16 protein-coding genes are annotated in these 19,620 nt (G+C 58.4%); 8 read left to right on the forward strand and 8 right to left on the reverse strand.

Annotated features, from left to right (window positions below; genetic code table 11):
• Positions 1-139 precede the first annotated feature (139 nt).
• From pnp to CE491_RS27360, 4 genes are all read left to right on the forward strand, one after another.
• Positions 140-2,245, forward strand: coding sequence for a polyribonucleotide nucleotidyltransferase (gene pnp / locus CE491_RS27345; protein ID WP_110951426.1), 2,106 nt, complete (start codon positions 140-142; stop codon positions 2,243-2,245).
• Between the two features lie 296 nt (positions 2,246-2,541).
• Positions 2,542-2,892, forward strand: coding sequence for a BON domain-containing protein (locus tag CE491_RS27350; RefSeq protein WP_110951427.1), 351 nt, complete (start codon positions 2,542-2,544; stop codon positions 2,890-2,892).
• A gap of 868 nt (positions 2,893-3,760) precedes the next feature.
• The gene (locus CE491_RS27355) at positions 3,761-4,759 is read left to right on the forward strand and encodes a response regulator (RefSeq protein WP_110951428.1); all 999 of its coding nucleotides are present in this window, start codon (positions 3,761-3,763) and stop codon (positions 4,757-4,759) included.
• Between the two features lie 3 nt (positions 4,760-4,762).
• Positions 4,763-5,722 carry a sensor domain-containing diguanylate cyclase gene (locus CE491_RS27360; protein ID WP_110951429.1) on the forward strand — a complete coding sequence of 320 codons (960 nt, stop codon included), beginning with the start codon at positions 4,763-4,765 and terminating at the stop codon, positions 5,720-5,722.
• Positions 5,723-5,878: 156 nt separating this feature from the next.
• Here CE491_RS27360 and CE491_RS27365 read toward each other — a convergent pair whose 3' ends face one another.
• From CE491_RS27365 to CE491_RS27400, 8 genes are all read right to left on the reverse strand, one after another.
• Positions 5,879-6,673: an ABC transporter ATP-binding protein gene (locus CE491_RS27365; protein ID WP_110951430.1), complete on the reverse strand. Its 795-nt coding sequence runs from the start codon at positions 6,671-6,673 to the stop codon at positions 5,879-5,881.
• Positions 6,674-6,712: 39 nt separating this feature from the next.
• Positions 6,713-7,501: an ABC transporter permease gene (locus tag CE491_RS27370; RefSeq protein WP_110951431.1), complete on the reverse strand. Its 789-nt coding sequence runs from the start codon at positions 7,499-7,501 to the stop codon at positions 6,713-6,715.
• Complete coding sequence (locus tag CE491_RS27375; protein ID WP_110951432.1) at positions 7,498-8,409, reverse strand: ABC transporter permease; 912 nt, start codon at positions 8,407-8,409, stop codon at positions 7,498-7,500. Before CE491_RS27375 ends, CE491_RS27370 begins: the two co-directional genes overlap by 4 nt.
• 4 nt (positions 8,410-8,413) lie before the next feature.
• A complete protein-coding gene (locus CE491_RS27380; protein ID WP_110951433.1) occupies positions 8,414-9,532 on the reverse strand; it encodes an ABC transporter substrate-binding protein in 1,119 nt (372 codons plus the stop codon).
• Between the two features lie 32 nt (positions 9,533-9,564).
• Positions 9,565-10,476 carry a TauD/TfdA dioxygenase family protein gene (locus CE491_RS27385; RefSeq protein WP_110951434.1) on the reverse strand — a complete coding sequence of 304 codons (912 nt, stop codon included), beginning with the start codon at positions 10,474-10,476 and terminating at the stop codon, positions 9,565-9,567.
• Between the two features lie 307 nt (positions 10,477-10,783).
• The gene (locus tag CE491_RS27390; RefSeq protein ID WP_234407692.1) at positions 10,784-11,545 is read right to left on the reverse strand and encodes a hypothetical protein; all 762 of its coding nucleotides are present in this window, start codon (positions 11,543-11,545) and stop codon (positions 10,784-10,786) included.
• A 266-nt stretch (positions 11,546-11,811) separates the two neighbouring features.
• Positions 11,812-12,711, reverse strand: coding sequence for an SMP-30/gluconolactonase/LRE family protein (locus CE491_RS27395; RefSeq protein WP_110951436.1), 900 nt, complete (start codon positions 12,709-12,711; stop codon positions 11,812-11,814).
• A gap of 67 nt (positions 12,712-12,778) precedes the next feature.
• Positions 12,779-13,603, reverse strand: coding sequence for an NAD-dependent epimerase/dehydratase family protein (locus CE491_RS27400; protein WP_110951437.1), 825 nt, complete (start codon positions 13,601-13,603; stop codon positions 12,779-12,781).
• A gap of 328 nt (positions 13,604-13,931) precedes the next feature.
• Between CE491_RS27400 and CE491_RS27405 the strand changes: the two genes are divergently transcribed.
• From CE491_RS27405 to CE491_RS27420, 4 genes are all read left to right on the forward strand, one after another.
• A complete protein-coding gene (locus tag CE491_RS27405; RefSeq protein ID WP_110951438.1) occupies positions 13,932-14,876 on the forward strand; it encodes a substrate-binding domain-containing protein in 945 nt (314 codons plus the stop codon).
• A gap of 84 nt (positions 14,877-14,960) precedes the next feature.
• Entirely contained in the window at positions 14,961-16,472 is a 1,512-nt protein-coding gene (locus tag CE491_RS27410; protein ID WP_110951439.1) for a sugar ABC transporter ATP-binding protein, read from the forward strand.
• A gap of 4 nt (positions 16,473-16,476) precedes the next feature.
• A complete protein-coding gene (locus tag CE491_RS27415) occupies positions 16,477-17,436 on the forward strand; it encodes an ABC transporter permease (RefSeq protein WP_110951440.1) in 960 nt (319 codons plus the stop codon).
• Between the two features lie 960 nt (positions 17,437-18,396).
• Entirely contained in the window at positions 18,397-19,488 is a 1,092-nt protein-coding gene (locus CE491_RS27420; RefSeq protein WP_110951441.1) for an alcohol dehydrogenase catalytic domain-containing protein, read from the forward strand.
• Positions 19,489-19,620: the final 132 nt, after the last annotated feature.

Raw genomic sequence — 19,620 nt, forward strand, 5'->3', positions numbered from 1 at the left:
CCATCGATTCAATCGACGGTTCCTGGCAGGCTCCCAGCCTCTAGTTGTATCTGGACTGCCGAAGGGTCCGATTCCCCTCGCTGCCCAAGAATTCGCAAGAAACCAGTTCCCCCAAGAGCCACAAAGAAGGTAGGAAACCGTGAACCCGGTAATCAAGAAGTTTCAATTCGGTCAATCGATCGTAACCCTGGAGACAGGCCGCATCGCCCGTCAAGCCTCTGGCGCAGTATTGGTCACCGTTGACGACGACGTCACCGTGCTCGTGACTGTGGTCGGCGCCAAACAAGCGGACGCCAGCAAAGGCTTCTTCCCACTTTCCGTTCACTACCAAGAAAAAACCTACGCTGCCGGCAAGATCCCAGGCGGTTTCTTCAAGCGTGAAGGCCGTCCTTCCGAAAAGGAAACCCTGACTTCGCGTCTGATCGACCGTCCGATCCGTCCACTGTTTCCCGAAGGCTTCATGAACGAAGTGCAGGTTGTCTGCACCGTCGTTTCCACCAGCAAGAAAACCGATCCGGACATCGCTGCGATGATCGGCACCTCGGCCGCTCTGGCGATCTCCGGTATCCCTTTCGACGGCCCGATCGGCGCCGCTCGCGTAGCTTTCCACGAAAGCACCGGCTACCTGCTGAACCCGACTTACGAGCAACTGAAGGCGTCGAGCCTGGACATGGTCGTTGCCGGTACCGAAGAAGCGGTGCTGATGGTTGAATCCGAAGCCAAAGAGCTGACCGAAGACCAGATGCTGGGCGCCGTATTGTTCGCCCATGACGAATTCCAGTCGGTCATCAAGGCCGTTAAAGAGCTGGCCGCCGAAGCTGCCAAGCCAACCTGGACCTGGGCTCCTCAGGCTGAGGCCACCGAACTGCTGGGCGCTATCCGTTCCGAATTCGGCGCTGCCATCTCCGAGGCCTACACCATCACCGTCAAGGCCGACCGTTACGCTCGCCTGGGCGAGCTGAAGAATCAAGTCGTTGCCAAGCTGGCTGTTGAAGAAGGCAGCCCGACGGCTTCCGAAGTCAAAGCAGCCTTCGGTGAAATCGAATACCGCACCGTTCGCGAAAACATCGTCAACGGCAAGCCACGTATCGATGGTCGCGACACCCGCACTGTGCGTCCGCTGAACATCGAGGTTGGCGTTCTGCCCAAGACTCACGGTTCGGCACTGTTCACCCGTGGCGAAACTCAGGCGCTGGTGGTTGCCACTCTGGGTACCGCGCGTGATGCACAGCTGCTCGACACCCTCGAAGGCGAGAAGAAAGACCCCTTCATGCTGCACTACAACTTCCCTCCGTTCTCGGTGGGCGAGTGTGGTCGCATGGGTGGCGCTGGTCGTCGCGAAATCGGTCACGGCCGTCTGGCCCGTCGTTCGGTTCAGGCCATGCTGCCAGCCGCTGACGCGTTCCCGTACACCATCCGTGTCGTATCGGAAATCACCGAGTCCAACGGTTCGAGCTCCATGGCTTCGGTCTGCGGCGCTTCCCTGGCTCTGATGGACGCTGGTGTGCCGATGAAGGCGCCGGTTGCCGGTATCGCCATGGGTCTGGTTAAAGAAGGCGAGAAGTTCGCTGTTCTGACCGACATCCTGGGTGACGAAGACCACCTTGGCGACATGGACTTCAAAGTGGCCGGTACCGCCAATGGCGTCACCGCGCTGCAGATGGATATCAAGATCAAGGGCATCACTGAAGAGATCATGGAGATCGCCCTGGGCCAGGCCCTGGAAGCTCGCCTGAACATCCTCGGCCAGATGAACAAGATCATCGGTCAGTCGCGCACCGAGCTGTCGGAAAACGCTCCGACCATGATCGCGATGAAGATCGACACCGACAAGATCCGTGACGTCATCGGTAAAGGTGGAGCAACCATTCGCGCCATCTGCGAAGAAACCAAGGCTTCGATCGACATCGAAGACGATGGCTCGATCAAGATCTTCGGCGAAACCAAGGAAGCGGCTGAAGCGGCACGTCAGCGCGTTCTGGGTATCACCGCAGAGGCCGAGATCGGCAAGATTTACGTTGGTAAGGTCGAGCGCATCGTCGACTTCGGCGCTTTCGTCAACATTCTGCCGGGCAAGGACGGTCTGGTTCACATCTCCATGCTGAGCGATGCTCGCGTCGAGAAAGTGACCGACATCCTCAAAGAAGGTCAGGAGGTCGAAGTACTGGTACTGGACGTCGACAACCGTGGTCGCATCAAGCTGTCAATTAAAGACGTGGCAGCCGCCAAGGCGTCGGGCGTTTAATCGCATATCGCTCAGGCGGTAGAGAAAAGGGCCCTTCGGGGCTCTTTTTTTTCGATTGCAATTAATGGTTTACGGCTCGGGCGCCCCTTGGTCAGATGGCCTGAACATGCATCTTGCAAGCGGAACTTTTCGTAAACGGGCAATCTGCACGATGGAAAACGATCCGTTATTGATTAACTATCTGATTTATATAGTAAAAGTATTAAGCCAAGGTTTGGCACAGCGCTTGCGATATATCAGTAACCCTGCAGCCAACCAGGTTGGCGCAGTTTCTGAGAAAAACAGGAGTTACTCGTATGAAGAAGTTCGCTATTGCTGCCGCTACCGCCACTGCTCTGACTCTGACTATGGCTAACGTAGCCATGGCTCAAACCTCTGCTCAAGCTCCAATGGTAGTCGCCGCCAACGAAGTCGCCAAAACCAAAGAAGCAACTTCGGATACCTGGATCACCACCAAGGTCAAATCGGACCTGCTGACTGAAAAAGGCATTCCAGGCTCGGACATCAAGGTCGAAACCAACAAGGGTGTTGTTTCCCTGTCCTCGACTGTAGCCATCACTGACGCTCAGAAAACCACCGCTGTTGCCATCACCAAGAAAATCAAAGGCGTGAAAGCCGTTTCGGCTGACGGCCTGAAAGCCGAGTAACCGATTTTCTCCAAGAACCATACGAACGGACGATTGACGGCCAGGGAGGCTGTTGATTGATCGATTGAAGGTTCATGCGAAGGCCACAAGGATGTGGCCATTACAAGCCTCGGCCTTTGTGTCGGGGCTTGTTCTATTCAGGGGATTTGTTCAATCGTGGCTGACTAACGCTTGTACCAGTGAGCCAGGTCAACTATCCGGTTCAGGGCTCTGGATATAATTCAGAGCAGCGTATAAAAAATCATATAGATCATGGCGTTGCGCCGTTATCCCTTTAAGAGCGGATCTGAAGTCCAGGGTCTATTCTTTAAATACAACTTACACCCCCATTTATCTGCTCAAGTTGATAAGCACCGTATTGGTTCGCCCTTAAACCGCCGACGCACCGTCGATGAGCTTCGTCTGCACGCACAGCCTGGGCGGGCGAGCGCTGCCCCCCGCACTCAGCGTTCTGCCGAGGATTGGACTTGGTATCCGGACCCTGAAGCCTTGTCATCAAGCGTTACTGCTCACGTAAACTGGACAAATAAAGTTGTTTGGCTCGCTTGCAGAGGGGGCCCTGCTGCTGTTTCGTGAACGGTGGCATGATCTACCCGGGTTAACCAATCCATATGCGTGATTATTGACGCCAGAAGACAAGCGATGGATATTTTATTCATTCGTTTGAGTGTAAATGGGCTTGTCCCTGAGCATAAATATTGCATACTGCCATCACTTATATAAACCAGTGATGATTCAACTCACTTTGTCTGCTGATCCTTGACTGAATAACTTTTCAGTTCCCGGTGGGCTCAAGTGTTGCCACACAAATAATTGCACAGATATTCCGGGCCAGGCCTGAAACTCTTTTGCCGTGAGATTGAAAGCAATGCCCACGATTCCGCTGCTGATTTGCGATGACTCCAACATGGCGCGCAAACAGCTGATAAGGGCCTTACCTTCCGATTGGGGGGTGTCGGTCACGACAGCGACCAATGGACATGAAGGTCTGGAGGCTATTCGTCAGGGTCTGGGCCAGGTGGTGTTACTCGACCTGACCATGCCGGATATGGACGGCTACCAGGCACTGGCCGTCATCCGCGCAGAAAACCTGCAGGCCAAGGTCATCGTGGTGTCGGGCGATGTCCAGGAAGAGGCTGTGCGCCGAACTTTTGAATTGGGTGCCTTGGCATTCCTGAAAAAACCGGCGGACCCCCTCGAACTGCAGCAGACGTTGCAGCGCCTCGGACTGCTGGGTGAGCCGACCGCCGCTGTGGCTGTCTCGCCAAAGGTCGAGCACGCCGCTATCAGCTTTCAGGACGCGTTCCGCGAAACCGTCAACGTCGCCATGGGGCGTGCCGCTGCCTTGCTGGCCCGGGTGCTCGGTGTGTTCGTGCAGCTGCCGGTGCCCAACGTCAACATGCTGGAAGTCGGTGAGCTGCACATGGCGCTCGCCGATGCCCAGGCCAGCGACCGATTGACTGCCGTCTGCCAGGGATATATCGGTGGCGGTATCGCCGGTGAGGCGCTGCTGCTGTTTCACGATTCCGAAATCGCCGACATGGCTCAGTTGATGAAGATCGACGACAGCGACTATTCCGAGATGGAGATGCTGCTGGACCTGTCGTCGATCCTGATCGGCGCCTGCCTCTGCGGCATTGCCGAGCAGATCGACATCGCATTTTCCCAGGGGCATCCACAGGTCCTTGGCGTGCACAGCGGGATCGAGGAACTGATCCGGATCAATCAGCAGCGCTGGAGGAAGACCCTCGCTGTGGAGATCAGTTACAGCCTGGAAGGCCACAATATTCATTTCGATCTGTTGATGCTGTTCACCGAAGACTCGGTAGAGCGGCTGTCGCGAAAACTCGCCTACCTGATGAGCTGATTCATGAACGATCGTATCGACATCAAAGAACTGCATTGGCTGCTGACCATCACCCAGAGCATCGACGTCGGCGTGGTGGTGCTGGATCAGGACTATCGGGTACAGGTGTGGAACACCTTCATGGAAAACCGTTCGGGGGTGTTGCCGTACGAGGCAGCCAATCGCTCGTTCTTCGAGCTGTTCCCGGAGGTCAATCGGGACTGGCTGAAAAAAAAGATCGACAGTGTGATGACCCTGGGCACGCCGGCGTTCACCATCTGGGAGCAGCGTCCGTACCTGGTGCGCTTCAAGAGCTATCAGCCAATCACCGGGCTGGAAGACTTCATGTATCAGAACACCACGATGTTCCCGCTGCGTTCCACCAGTGGCGAGGTTTCCCATGTGTGTCTGGTGATCTACGACGTCACGGATGTGGCGACCAACCGGTTGCAATTGCAGACGGCCAACAAGGAACTGCAGCAACTCTCCAGCACCGATCGCCTGACCGGGCTCTACAACCGCGGGCACTGGGAAGAGGCGTTGCGCCTGGAGTATGCGCGGCATTTACGCTACGGCACGACGGCAGCCTTGGTGATGTTCGACATCGATCACTTCAAGCGCGTCAACGACACCTACGGTCATCAGTGTGGAGACAAGGTGATTCAGCGGGTGGCTGACGTGATTCGCGAACACATTCGCGACACCGATATCGCCGGTCGTTATGGCGGCGAGGAGTATGCGGTGCTGTTACCGGACACCGACAAGTACGGTGGAGGGATGTTCGCCGAGCGCCTGCGGGTGGCCGTCCAGGCGCAGGAAATCATCCATGAAGGCGAGGTCATCCGCTGCACCATCAGCCTCGGCGTCGCAGACATGAACACACCGCTGAGCGAGCACAAGACCCTGATCGAATGGGCCGACCAGGCGCTATACGCCTCGAAGAAGAATGGGCGTAATCAGGTGTCGTTGCATGGGGCGGGGTGATTATGTTTTGCTGACTCAACGCAGACCTATGGGAGTGAGCCTGCTCAATGATGCGTCCACTCAGGCAACATCTGTAGCGATTGACAGGCTGCCTTCGTGACCAAGCTCACTCCCACAGGTGTACTGCGAACGCCAGAATTAACCGCTCTTAACTACTCAAGACAACTCCGCAAAATCGCTCAACACATCATCGCGCAGCGCAATGAATCGCGCATCGCTGCGGTTACGTGGGCGGGGCAGGTCAATGTCGACGATGCGACGAATCCGCCCCGGATGCGGTTGCATCACCACCACGCGATCACCCAGATACACCGCCTCGTCGACGTCGTGGGTGACGTGCACCATGGTGATTTTTTCCTGTTGCCAGATGTTCTGCAGCTCACGTTGCAGGCGCGTACGAGTCAGGGCATCGAGGGCGCCGAAAGGCTCGTCCAGCAGCAACACGCTCGGGCGATTGACCAGACCGCGAGCGATCGCCACCCGTTGAGCCATACCGCCGGAAATCTGATGCGGGTAGGACTCGGTAAAATCCTGCAGACCCACCAGCTGAATATGCTCGCGCACGGTCTCACGTTTTTGCGCAGTCGTCAGGGGCGCGTTCTTCAAACCCACCGCCACGTTCTGCTCCACGGTCAGCCACGGGAACAGCCGATGATCCTGAAACACGATGCCGCGCTCAAGACCGGTGCCCTTGATCGGTTTTTCGTCGAGCAGGATGCGTCCGTCGAACTCCTCGTCGAGACCGAGGATCAGTCGCAGCAACGTCGACTTGCCGCAACCGCTGGCGCCGACGATGGTGATGAATTCGCCGGGGGCGATGTCCAGCTCAATGTTGTCCAGCACTTGCAGTTGGGTGTCGGTGCTGGCGCCGGAGAAGCGTTTGCTGATGTTCTCCAGACGCAGCCCGTTGCCTTGCTGTGTTGAAAGGGGGAGCGGTTGACTGGCGGACATGGTGAATTCCTTTGAATGCTTGAAATGTCAAAGTAAGAACTAGCGAGGTGTGATGCCGTAAAGGCGCTGCATGCGGCGCTCCAGTCGGCGTGCCAGAACGTTCAGGCCCCAGCCGACCAGGCCAATGATGACCATGCCGAACAGCACCAGATCCATCATGAAATGCTCGCTGCCGTCGATCAGCGTGTTGCCGATACCGTCGCCGGAAACCAGAAGGTATTCAGCGCCAATGGTCGCGAGCCACGAGTACACCAGCGCCAGATAGATCCCGGTAAAGATCGAAGGCAGTGCGGCAGGCAACATCACCCCGATGATGGTCTGCCAGCGGCTGAAGCCATACACCTTGGCTACTTCCAGAAAGGCGTTAGGCACGTTGCGCAGACCGTCGCAGGTGTTGACCACCACCGGGACCAGCGCCGCAAGGGACAGAAACACCACTTTGGCCACGTCGCCCAGGCCGAACCACACCGAGATCAGCGGGATCCAGGCGAACAGCGAAATCTGCTTGAACGTATTGAAGCTCGGCCCCACCAGACGCTCGAACAGGCGCGAGAAACCCAGCAGGCAGCCGAGGATCAGCCCCAGGACAGTGCCGATGAAAAATCCACTGAGGTTGCGCGCCAGACTCGACGAGATCGCCCGCCAGAACTGGCCGGAGGTCACTTGTTCCCAAGCCGTGACGGCGACCTTTTGCGGCGAGACCAGAAGGCCCGAATCGCTCCAGCCTTGACTCGCCGCCAGCCACCAGATCGCGACGCCGACCACCGGCACGACCCAGCCGCGATAGCGATGCTGACGGGGTGCGTGTGTTGCTGCCAGTGAACTCATGCCAGTCTCCCCGGCGTAATTGCCCGACCTTTGTTGAGCCGACGCTCGATGACTTCGAAGCCGCGATCGATCAACAGCCCGACCGTGCCCACCACGACCACCGCCGCCATCACCAGATCCAGCTGAAACAGCTGACGTCCGTAAGCAATCAGATAGCCCAGGCCTTCACTGGAGGCGAGCAGTTCGACCACCACCAGCGACAACCAGGCTTTGGTGAAGCCCAGCCGAAGCCCGGTGAAAATCGGTGCGACCGCAGACGGCAGTACGATGTCGGTGACGATCTGGCGCTGACTGAAGCCGTAGGCCTGACCGACTTCCAGCAGGCGCTTGGGCACCTGATGAAATGCCTGCAAGGTACACAGGGTGACCGGCACCAGCGCCGCGTGAGCGATGAGCACGTATTTCAAAGGCTCGCCTATGCCGAACAGCAGCAGGGCGAAGGGCATCCAGCCCAGCACCGGGATCTGCACCAGCGCGTTGAAGGTTGGCAGCAGATAGTCTTCGACGGTTTTCGAAAGCCCCATGAACAGGCCCAGCGTCACGCCTAGACCCGAACCGATCAGAAAGCCCACCAACACCCGCTGCAGACTCGCCGAGGCGTTGAGCCACAGGTCGCCGGTGGTGATCAGGTCGGTGAGTGTCTGGTAGACGTACGCCGGTGGCGGCAGTACTTGCTCCGATAGCCAGCCGCGTTCGGTGCCCAGGTACCACAGGCCAAGCAGCGCGATGGGCAGCAACCAAGACAGGGCGATGTTCAGCGCGCGGCTTTGCCAGCCTGAACGGGGACGCGTGGCAGCTGCGACCTGGCGTGGCGCGCGCGCCGGAAAGTTGGGCAGACGTTCTACGGGCGCCAGCTTTTTCGCTGGCGACGGTTGTTGATCGAGCGCGGTTGCGGTGGCTCTGGCCATGACATCAGCCTCCGTTGTTGACGGTTTTATCCGATGACGCCGTCGCGGTGTTCGCCGTCGCCTTGCCGTCCGCGCCATAGGCGGTCCAGTAATGCTCCAGGCCCTTGGCCTTCAGCGCGGTTTCCAGGTATTTGGTTTCGAACCAGCCGTCGATGGTCACCGGGCGACGAATCATTTTCTCGTCCTTGGCCTGATCGGCGACTGCCTGATAACGGGTGCGCAGAAATTCATCCACCAGCGGCGAGGCGCTGTCACGCAAGGTGATGTGTTCGAAGTCGGCCTTGAGCGAGGCCAGCGGCTCGTTGGTCTTGGCCCATTCGTTGAGCACGGCGTCGCGGTTGCTTTCCTCGGATTCCCACTTCGCGGCGTCGACCAGCGTATCGACCACTTTCTGTACGTTGTCGGCATGTTCCTTTTCATAGGCGCCACGAACCACCAGGGCGCACTGGCGGGTGTAGCGCACGTCGTTGTTCGGGTTATCGAAGATGATGTCGACCAGCCCCTGATCGCGCAGCTTGAACAGCTCGCGGCCACCGAACGCGGCATCGACGCCCTTGGAAGCCAACGCAGCCTGGCTGCTGCCGCTGTCGAGGTTGATCACTTTCAAGTCGCGTTCTGTCAAGCCGTGGTCAGCCAACAGGTTGATCGACACCAAATGGCCGTTGGTGCCGCGAAAAACGGCGACTTTCTTGCCCTTGAGGTCTTCGATGGTCTTGATGTCGGAGCCTTTTGGCACCGCCAGATACACGTTGGAGCGCACGCCGATCGCGGCCAGCAGTTTGGTGTCCAGCCCGTTGGCGCGACCGACCACTTGCGGCAGGTCGCCTTCATAGGCGAAGTCCAGCTGCTGGTTCGACAGCGCCTCGTTCACAGCAGGCCCTGCGCCCTTGAAGAAGAACCATTGAATTTCGGTGCCAGTGCCTTCGAAGGCCTTTTCCAAGAGTTTCTGGTTGCGCACGATGCCCAATGGCGAGCCGCTGAAGGTCACGGGGTCACCGCCCCCTGCGCTGGCCACGCCGATACGCAGAACGTCCGCCTCGGCCAAGGGCATCAGCAGCAGCGCCGCCAGTGCGGCAGCTACGCTTGTCGTGCTGAATACAGATGTTCGCTTGGCCTTTGCCATGACGTTTTTTCCTTGAAATTGAGTGACGAGGATCAGGCGGCCAGATGTTTTTTGTCGGCTTCTGTCGACGGGGAAAGGGTGTCGGGTGTCGGCTTGATCGCCTGGCTCGCGCGTCCATCGACGCCGACCGGGATGTCGCCGGCTACGGTTGTGCGACGAACGATACGTTCGGCGTTGCCGTAGTCATTGATCGCGATGTGCTGCGTGGCGCGGTTGTCCCAGATCACCACGTCGCCTTCGCTCCAGCGCCAGCGCACGGTGTTGTCCAGGTGAGTGATGCGGTCGTGGAACAGGCGGATCAGTTGCTTGGAGTCGTTGCTGCTCACGCCCTGAATCTGTTTGACGAAGTGGCCGAGCAGCAGGCTGCGCTCACCGGTTTCCGGATGCACGCGCACCAGCGGGTGTTCGGTTTCATAGACCTCTGCGGTGAACTGTTCGCGGTAGCGTTTCACGCCCGCATCGCCGGTATCGCGCGGCGCTGCGTAATCATAGAGATTGGTGTGCAGGGCGCGCAGATTGTCGGCCAGCGCTTTCAGCGGAGCAGGCAGGTCGGCGTAGGCCGAAGCGGTATTGGCCCACACGGTATCGCCACCATAGGGCGGAATGACCACGCCACGCAGAATAGAGATTTTCGGGTAGTTGGCGACAAAGGTGACGTCGGTGTGCCAGGAGTTGGCGCGAGTTTCCTTGGCATCAAGGTGCAGGATGGCATTGCTCTGCTTGGCAGAAGGCACGGTCGGATGCGGCACCTGATCGCCGAAGCGCAGGGAGAAGCTTTCGTGTTGCTCATCGGTCAGGAACTGTTCACGGAAGAACAGCACCTTGTGCTTGAGCAGCGCCTGATTGATGAAGTCGAAGTCTTGCGCGGAGATATCACCGGAGAGTTTTACGCCGCTCAGCTCGGCGCCAATTCTGCCTGCCACGGGTTTGATCTGAATCGCCATGTCCTGAACTCCTGTTTAGGGTTGTTGTGGCTCAGATCATAAAGATATAAATCAGCGATTCGCTAATCACCTTTTGTCATAAATATAGAAGGAGAGTTTATGCGGGGTGTTTATGAAGATAACCAGATTTCATAAGGTTATTACGAAACGGTGGTCCCCGGATTTGGCTGGCAACGACATGCGGCGGGAATGGGCCTGCTCACGAATAGGCAGGTAGAGCCGCCCCTTCGTTGGCATTTGAACCACTGCATTCGTGAGCAGGCTCACTGCCACAGGCTATCGCTGCGACAGTTACCGGGTTGGCATTTTACGTTTGCGGAACATCGTCCTGAAGATCCGGTCCCTTCAATGTCCCCAGCGATTTGCGCAGCCGGCTCGCCAGAGAGCTGCTGCCATGCACGTTGTGGTAATGGAAAACCGCCGTGGCGCGCAGGGCGTCTTCGGCCACCGGCATGTTCGTATGCAGCGAGCGGTAACCCCAGAACAGATAGAGATGCCCAGGTTGCATGGCAATCCGGGTGAAGGCTTGAGCATCGCGCTCGAGCCGGTTTTTCAGGTAGCGCTGTACCCACTTGTTATCCACCAGCACCTTGTCGATGAGATTGCGCAGGTAGCTGTGCCTGATCGGACGACGATTGGGCAGCATCAGCAAATCGCCGCGCTCGCCGGTTTGCGGCATGCAAACCGGCATGATCGTGGTCAGCACGAACGAGTCGTAGTGGAAGATCAGCGATTCCCTGCGCCCGCCGTTACCGGTCAGGCAGCGCAGTGTCTGGGTCAGCGTGGTATCGCTGGAGTGGTCGCCGGTGGCACCTACAACGATGCGACGGCACAGGTCGATGAAGTCCCGGGAGTTGCCCCAGTCGCACATGGGGGTTCCGGCCACGGCCCTTCGACCGGAAAGGGCAACGTATTCGTTGCCGTTGGCGGCCACTGTTTCTGCCACCAGTGCCTGCAGCTCCTGCAATTGCGCCGGACTGGCCCAGTCCGGCAAAACAGCGTATCCGTCACTGTCGATGGCCTTGATCAGGCTGTTCACCTGGGCGTCCGAAAAGGTCGAGTAGGGCATCGGAATAACCTCATTGCGGGGTCGTTGAATCGTTCTTTTTTTGCCCTCGGACCTAATGCCTGAGATGTGCCGCTCCTGCCGGGCGAAGCGACAGACTAGCAGCTAGCACGACTTTATCGTCATGCACGGAATAAATATTTCGAAATATGTTTTTTGCCATCAAAAACACCGATTTTGTGTCAGTTTTTGAAACAGATCGACGCAGAGTGGCGTTTTTGTACGGGTTGGCAACTGTAACGATTTTGTGTCACATGCTTTTTCAAGGCTCATGTCGACAGGTCACTACGAAAAACCGGTTCTTGCAGGCCTTTGACTCCAGGACGCAGGGCGAACACCCCGCCGGCCAATGGCTGATCACCGAGATCGCCGCCAGGACGGATCGAGGTGACGAATAACGTGTCCAGGTCGCGACCTCCGAAAGCGCACATCGACGGCTTCTTCACGGGCACCGGCATCGAACGATCCAGCTTCCCGGCAGGCGTGAAACGATGGATCAAACCTTCATCGTTGCCGCAGATCCAGTAGCAACCCTCGGCATCCACCGCAGCGCCATCGGGGCGGCCTGGGTAGTGCTTCATGTCGACGAACAGGCGGCGATCGTGCGGCGTGCCGGTGTCGACGTCGTAATCGAAGGCCCAGATTTTCTGCACGGAGGGATGCGAATCGGAGAGGTACATGATGTTGCCGTCAGGGCTGAAGCCCAGACCGTTGGGCACGATCATGTTGGTGACGTATGCGTTAAGCGGTTCGCGCTGGCCGCTGGCGTAACGGTACAGCTTGCCTACTGCGGACGCTTCGGCCATGTCCATGAACATCGTGCCCGCCCAGAAATGCCCCTGGCGGTCGCAGCGGCCATCGTTGAAACGCATGCCGGGGCGAGCGTGCTCGACATCGATCAGCCGCTGCGAGGCGAGTGTTCCATCGTCCCGGGGGGTAACGTGGAACAGGCCGTTCTCCATCCCGGCCAGCCAGCTGCCGTCGCCGTAGCTGGCGATGCAGGCCAGCATCTGCGGCGCCTCCCAGCGCTGCACACGATTGTCCATCAAGCTCAGGCAGTTAAGTGTGCGCGCCGGAATATCCACCCAGTAAAGCGCTTGTTCACGTGCGTCCCATACCGGGCACTCGCCCGTGGCATTGCGCGCGTCGAGGACCAGTTCAGCCTGCATGGTGACCATCCGGGAGTTTGAAGAGGGCAGGGCGGCCAACCGAGCGTTGGCCGTTTTCAGCGTGGCATCACTGGTCGCCAAACGGACCCGATGCGACGAATGCACCACCCTGATAGACCAGCAGCGGATCGTCCGCAGCCGGCATCGGTTGGGCTTCGACCTTGGCGCGGAATTGCTCGGAGCTGTCTTTGGGCTGGTAGTCCAGATGGCTGGCCAGACGGTTGTCCCACCACACGTTCGCGTTGTCGGAAGCGCCATACACCACGGTATGGCCGACATTGGGCGTGAACAGGCCACGCTCGATCAATTGCGTCAGGTCGTCGTAGCTCAGCCAGGTGTCCAGCATGCGGCGGTTTTGCGCTTCCGGGAACGAGGAGCCGATGCGAATGCTCACGGTTTCGATGCCGTAGCGATCGAAGTAAAAGCTGGCGACGTCTTCGCCGTAGGACTTCGACAGCCCGTAATAACTGTCGGGGCGTCGCACGGCGCTGGCGTCGATGGTCTCGTCCTGACGATAGAAACCGATCACATGATTGGAACTGGCAAACACCACGCGCTTCACGCCATGCCGACGGGCTGCTTCGTAGATGTGAAAAATGCCGCAGATGTTAGGCCCGAGAATTTCTTCGAAAGGGCGCTCGGTTGAAACGCCGCCAAAGTGCACGATGGCATCGACGCCTTCGACCAGTTGATCAATGGCAGCCTTGTCGGCCAGATCACAGATCTGCACTTCTTCGTGCGCGCCCGCGGCTGGGGCCATTTCGACGATGTCGGAAAGACGCAATATTTGGGCATAGGGCCGCAGGCTGTCGCGCAGCACCTTGCCAAGTCCGCCAGCGGCGCCGGTCAGCAGAAGGCGATTGAATGGGGTGTGGGCACTGTATTGAGTCATCGTGAGAAGCCCTGCTTCAAATGTTGTTGTTATTGGTGTCATCCGTCGTCGTATGACATATCGCCGGATTATCGGCAGCGGTAACAATTTTTGTCAACGAGTGCCATGTGTGTAGACGCGCCCTTGCCCGCGATGAAGGAACACGCGGTGAATCCGGCACATCGCGTTGTTCCTGTCGCGGGCAAGCGCGTCCCCACAAAAAGCGATGAGATGATCCCCGACCAGCGTCTGCTCCTGGCTGTTGCGAACCCCCGATTTCTCTGCTAGTTTCGAAAATGTTAACGATGACATTTCCGCTTTAACAATAAAAACAACGGGATTTTTCGCTATGACAACTCGCCTAAAGCAGGGCTTCTCCGCCGTCCTCTGTTCGCTCGCCGTCGCTGTGGCCTGTGCCAGCTCCTTTGCCGTTCAGGCGGCCGATGCCAAAAGCGGTCCACTGAAGATCGGGGCCTCGTTTCAAGAGATCAACAATCCCTATTTCGTGACCATGAAGGACGCGCTGCAGGACGCCGCTGGCAGTATCGGCGCGACCTTGCTGGTGACCGACGCTCGTCACGATGTCTCCAAGCAGATCAGCGATATCGAGGACATGCTGCAAAAGGGCATCGACATTCTGATCATCAACCCGACCGATACAGTGGGCGTGCAGTCAGCAGTCAAGCAAGCCCATGACAAAGGCGTCGTGGTGGTCGCGGTGGATGCGCAGGCCGATGGCCCGCTGGATGCGTTCGTCGGCTCGAAGAACTTCGATGCGGGCGTTCAGGCCTGTGATTACCTGGCCAGGAACATCGGCGGCAAAGGCGACGTCGGCATTCTCGATGGCATCGCGGTAGTGCCGATCCTCGAGCGCGTTCGCGGTTGCAAGGAAGCGCTGGGCAAGTACCCGGACATCAAGATCGTCAGCATTCAGAACGGCAAGCAGGAACGTGATCAGGCGCTCAGCGTGACCGAGAACATGCTTCAGGCGCAGCCGAATCTCAAAGGCCTGTTCAGCGTCAACGACAACGGCTCGCTCGGTGCGCTGGCGGCTATCGAATCCAGCGGCATGGACGTCAAGCTGACCAGCGTCGACGGCTCGCCGGAAGCGATCAAGGAAATCCAGAAGCCGAACACCAAGTTCATCGCCACCTCCGCGCAATACCCCCGCGATCAGGTGCGTCTGGCGCTGGGGCTGGCGCTTGCCAGGAAGTGGGGCTCGCAAGTCCCGGCGACCATTCCGGTGGACATCCTGCTGGTGGATCAGGCCAAGGCCAAAACCTTTTCCTGGTAACGGGCCTGTCGTTGCTCGCTTGACCTTCTCCGGGTCACGCGAGCACCACCGATTCGAGCGAGTTTCTGCTTTGGCGAGGTGCGCATGAGCTGCCTTCTGCAACTGGAAAACATCTGTAAAAGCTACCCCGGCGTGCATGCGCTCAAGTCGATCAATCTGCAGGTCGAACGCGGCGAGATTCATGCACTGCTCGGCGAAAACGGCGCGGGCAAATCCACGCTGATGAAGATCCTCGCCGGTGTCGAGCATCAGGACAAAGGCAGCATTCTCATCGATGGCGCCGAACAGCACTTCGCGACGTACAACGAAGCGATTGCGGCGGGTATTGGAATCGTCTTTCAGGAGTTCAGCCTGATTCCTTACCTCAACGCCGTGGAAAACATTTTCCTCGGTCACGAGATCGTCAACGGCTTCGGTCTGCTGCGCAAGAACGAGATGCGTGAGAGAGCCATCGCGCTGTTCGATCGTCTGGGCGTGAAGATCAATCTGGAGTGTTCGGTACAGCATCTGAGCGTCGCCGAGCAGCAGTTCGTGGAGATCGCCAAGGCGCTGGCCCTCGAGGCGCGTCTGCTGATTCTGGATGAGCCCACCGCGACCCTGACGCCGTCCGAAGCCGAACTGTTGTTCGACATCATGCGCGAGTTGAAAACTCAGGGCGTGGCGGTGATCTTCATCTCTCATCATCTTGAGGAAATTTTCCAGGTCTGCGATCGCATCAGCGTGCTGCGCGACGGCGCCAATGTCGGCGCGCTGACCGTGGCCGACAGCGATATCGATACGCTGGTGGAGATGATGGTCGGGCGGCGTCTGGAGGCGAGCTTTCCGCCCAAACCCACCCATGCGCGCGGCGAAGTGGTGCTGCAGGTGCGCGACATTCAGTTGACCCGCAACGGCCCACACAACAGTTTCGATCTGCATGAGGGCGAGATCCTCGGTTTCGCTGGGCTGGTCGGTTCCGGGCGTACGGAGCTGGCGCTGGGGGTGATCGGCGCGCTGCCGGTGGTGAGCAAGAACGTTCTGCTGCGCGGGCAATCGGTCAGCCTCAGCGACCCGGCGCATGCATTGGCCAACGGCATCGGCCTGCTGCCGGAAAGTCGCAAGAGCGAGGGGTTGATCGTCGATTTCAGCATTCGTGAAAACATCTCGCTCAACAACCTGGGCAAGTACGAAGGCGCAGCGCGCTTGCTCGATCGGCACAAGGAAGACACCACCACTGTCCAGCTGATGAAGCAGCTGTCGATCAAGGCACCGACCTGCGAAAGCCGGGTGCTCAACCTCAGCGGCGGCAATCAGCAGAAGGTGGTGATCGCGCGCTGGATCAACCACCACTGCGACATCCTGATCTTCGACGAGCCGACTCGAGGCATTGACGTCGGCGCCAAGGCGGAGATCTACAACCTGATGCGCAAACTCACCGAACAAGGCTTCGCGATCATCATGATCTCTTCGGAATTGCCGGAAATCATCGGCATGTGCGACCGCGTAGCCGTCTTCAACAAGGGCACCATCGTCAACGTGCTGGAGTCAGCGGCCATCAATCCACAAGAAGTGATGCGCCATGCCACCGGGAGTCTGAACAGTGAACACTTCCATTAAAACCATGACCAGACAACCCGGCCAGATGAAGCTCAACTTCGCCCGACTGATCCGCTCACCTGCGTTCTATCCCTTCGTCGGGCTGGTGGTGGTAACGGTGTTCATGATCTTCGCCAGCGACAAATTCCTCACCGGCGCCAACCTGGAGAACATCGCGCGACAAGTGTCGATCAACGCGATCATCGCCGTGGGCATGACCTGCGTGATTCTCACCGGCGGTATCGATTTGTCAGTGGGGCCGGTGATGGCGCTGTCCGGCACGCTGACCACGGGCTTGATGGTCGCCGGTGTTCCGGCGCCGGTTGCGATTCTCATCGGTCTGCTGGTTGGCGTGGGCTTTGGTGTCGGCAACGGCATCTTCGTCGCTTACCTGAAGATGCCGCCGATCATCGTCACCCTCGCGACCATGGGCATCGCCCGCGGCTTGGGCCTGATGTACACCGACGGCTACCCGATCTCGGGCATGCCTGACTGGTTCGCCTGGTTCGGTCGCGGGACCCTGTTCGGGATTCAGGTACCGATCCTGATCATGCTGCTGACCTACTTCGTTGCCTGGGTACTGCTGCAGCACACGCGCATCGGTCGCTATGTGTATGCCATTGGCGGCAACGAGGAAGCGGTGCGCCTGTCTGGCGTGCGTGCCTCGCGGTTCAAGCTGCTGGTGTATTCGATCAGCGGCCTGACCGCGGCGATTGCCGGGCTGGTGCTGTCGTCGCGCCTGATGAGCGGCCAACCCAACGCCGGGGTCGGTTTCGAGCTGGATGCAATTGCTGCCGTTGTACTCGGTGGCGCTTCGATTGCTGGCGGACGTGGCGTGATCATCGGCACGCTGGTTGGCGCGCTGTTGCTGGGCGTGCTCAACAACGGGTTGAACATGCTCGGCGTCTCGCCGTATGTGCAGAGCGTGATCAAGGGCGCAATCATTTTGCTGGCGATTTTCATCAGTCGGCAGCGGCATAAATAAGACAGGTGATGACTGTTCCGGCGCCTTCGTGAGCAAGCTCACTCCCACAGTTGGTCTGTGGTGTGGCCACTGCTTGCAGCCATATGCAGGATTTGTAGAGGTGGAGACGCACTTGTTTTTGATCAGGCACGAAGCCGGTGGTGTGGCGACTATTTGTAGCCATGCGCAGGATTTGTAGAGGTGGCGAGCACGCTTGCTTTGATCAGGCACGAGGCCTGTGGTGTGGCGACTGTTTGCAGCCATGCGCAGGATTTATAGAAGGGGCTACACACTGGTTTTTGATCTGGCAAGGCCTGTGGCGTGACCACTATTTGCAGCCATACACAGGGTTTTTAGAGGTGGCGAGCACGCTTGTTTTTGATCAGGCACAAGGCCTGTGGTGTGGCGGCTATTTGTAGCCATGCGCAGGATTTATAGAAGGGGCTACACACTTGTTTTTGATCAGGCACAAGGCCTGTGGTGTGGCCACTGTTTGCAGCTATGCGCAGGATTTTTAGAGGTGGAGACGCACTTGTTTTTGATCAGGCACGAAGCCGGTGGTGTGGCGACTATTTGCAGCTATGCGCAGGATTTGTAGAGGTGGCGAGCACGCTTGCTTTTGATTAGACACAAGGCTTGTGGTGTGGCGACTGTTTGCAGCCATGCGCAGGATTTGTAGAGATGGAGACGCACTTGTTTTTGATCAAACACAAAGCAAGTGGTGTGGCGAATGTTTTCAGCCATGCGCAGGGTTTATAGAAGGGGCTACACACGTGTTTTTGATCAGGCACAAGGCCTGTGGTGTGGCGACTATTTGTAGCCATGCGCAGGCTTTGTAGAGGTGGCGAGCACATGTGTTTTTGATCAAGCACAAGACCTGTGGGAGTGAGCTTGCTCACGAAAGGGCCGGTCCAGCACCAACGAATCGAAAGTGAAATCAGCGGCCAAATCAGCCGCCCGAACAACAACAGGTGAACCGACATGGAACAAAACACAAAAACCACCATGCAAGCCGTCGTCTGCCACGCGCCGAAGGACTACCGACTCGAACTCATCAGCAAGCCCGTGGCCCGCGCCAATGAGCTGGTGATTCGCATCGGCGCCTGTGGCATCTGTGCCAGCGACTGCAAATGCCACTCGGGCGCGGCAATGTTCTGGGGGGGCGAAAACCCGTGGGTCAAGGCGCCTGTCGTGCCTGGTCACGAATTCTTTGGCTACGTGGATTCGGTTGGCGACGGCGCTGAAGAGCACTTCGACGTGAAGGTCGGCGACAAGGTTATCGCTGAGCAAATCGTGCCCTGCGAGAAGTGCAAATTCTGCAAATCCGGCAAGTACTGGATGTGCGAAGTGCACAATATTTTCGGCTTCCAGAAGGACGTGGCCGAAGGCGGCATGGCGCAGTACATGCGCATTCCGAAGACGGCCATCGTGCACAAGATTCCCGAGTCGGTTTCGCTGGAAGACTCCGCGCTGATCGAGCCGATGGCCTGCTCGATCCATACGGTCAATCGTGGCGACGTGCAGCTCGATGACGTGCTGGTGATCGCGGGCGCAGGCACGCTGGGCCTGTGCATGGTCCAGGTCGCCGCGCTGAAGACGCCGAAGAAACTGGTGGTCATCGACATGGTCGACGAGCGTCTGGAGTTGGCGAAGAAATTCGGCGCCGACGTGGTGATCAACCCCAGCCGCGACAATGCCAAAGAGATCATCAACGGCCTCACCGATGGCTATGGCTGCGATGTGTATATCGAGACCACCGGCGTGCCGGTCGGCGTGACTCAGGGGCTGGACCTGATCCGCAAACTGGGCCGTTTCGTCGAGTTCAGCGTGTTCGGTGCCGAGACCAGCGCCGACTGGTCGATCATCGGCGACCGCAAGGAACTGGACGTGCGCGGCGCTCACCTGGGTCCGTACTGCTACCCGATCGCCATCGACCTGTTCGAGCGTGGGCTGGTGACGTCCGAAGGCATCGTCACCCATGATTTCGGGCTGGATGATTATGCCGAGGCGTTCGAGCTGGCCAATTCGACCAAGTCGATCAAAGTGCTGCTCAAGCCGGTAGCCGGGGCCTGAGTTGGGGTGCTGGGGATGACGCTTTCGTGAGCAAGCTCACTCCCACAGTAATCGGCGGTGTGGCAGATTTTGTTGCCATGCACTGAACCTGTGGGAGTGAGCTTGCTCACGAAGGCATATGCCCTGGCATCG

Origin of the sequence: Pseudomonas bohemica, from assembly GCF_002934685.1 — a bacterium.
In the GTDB taxonomy this organism is placed as follows: domain Bacteria; phylum Pseudomonadota; class Gammaproteobacteria; order Pseudomonadales; family Pseudomonadaceae; genus Aquipseudomonas; species Aquipseudomonas bohemica.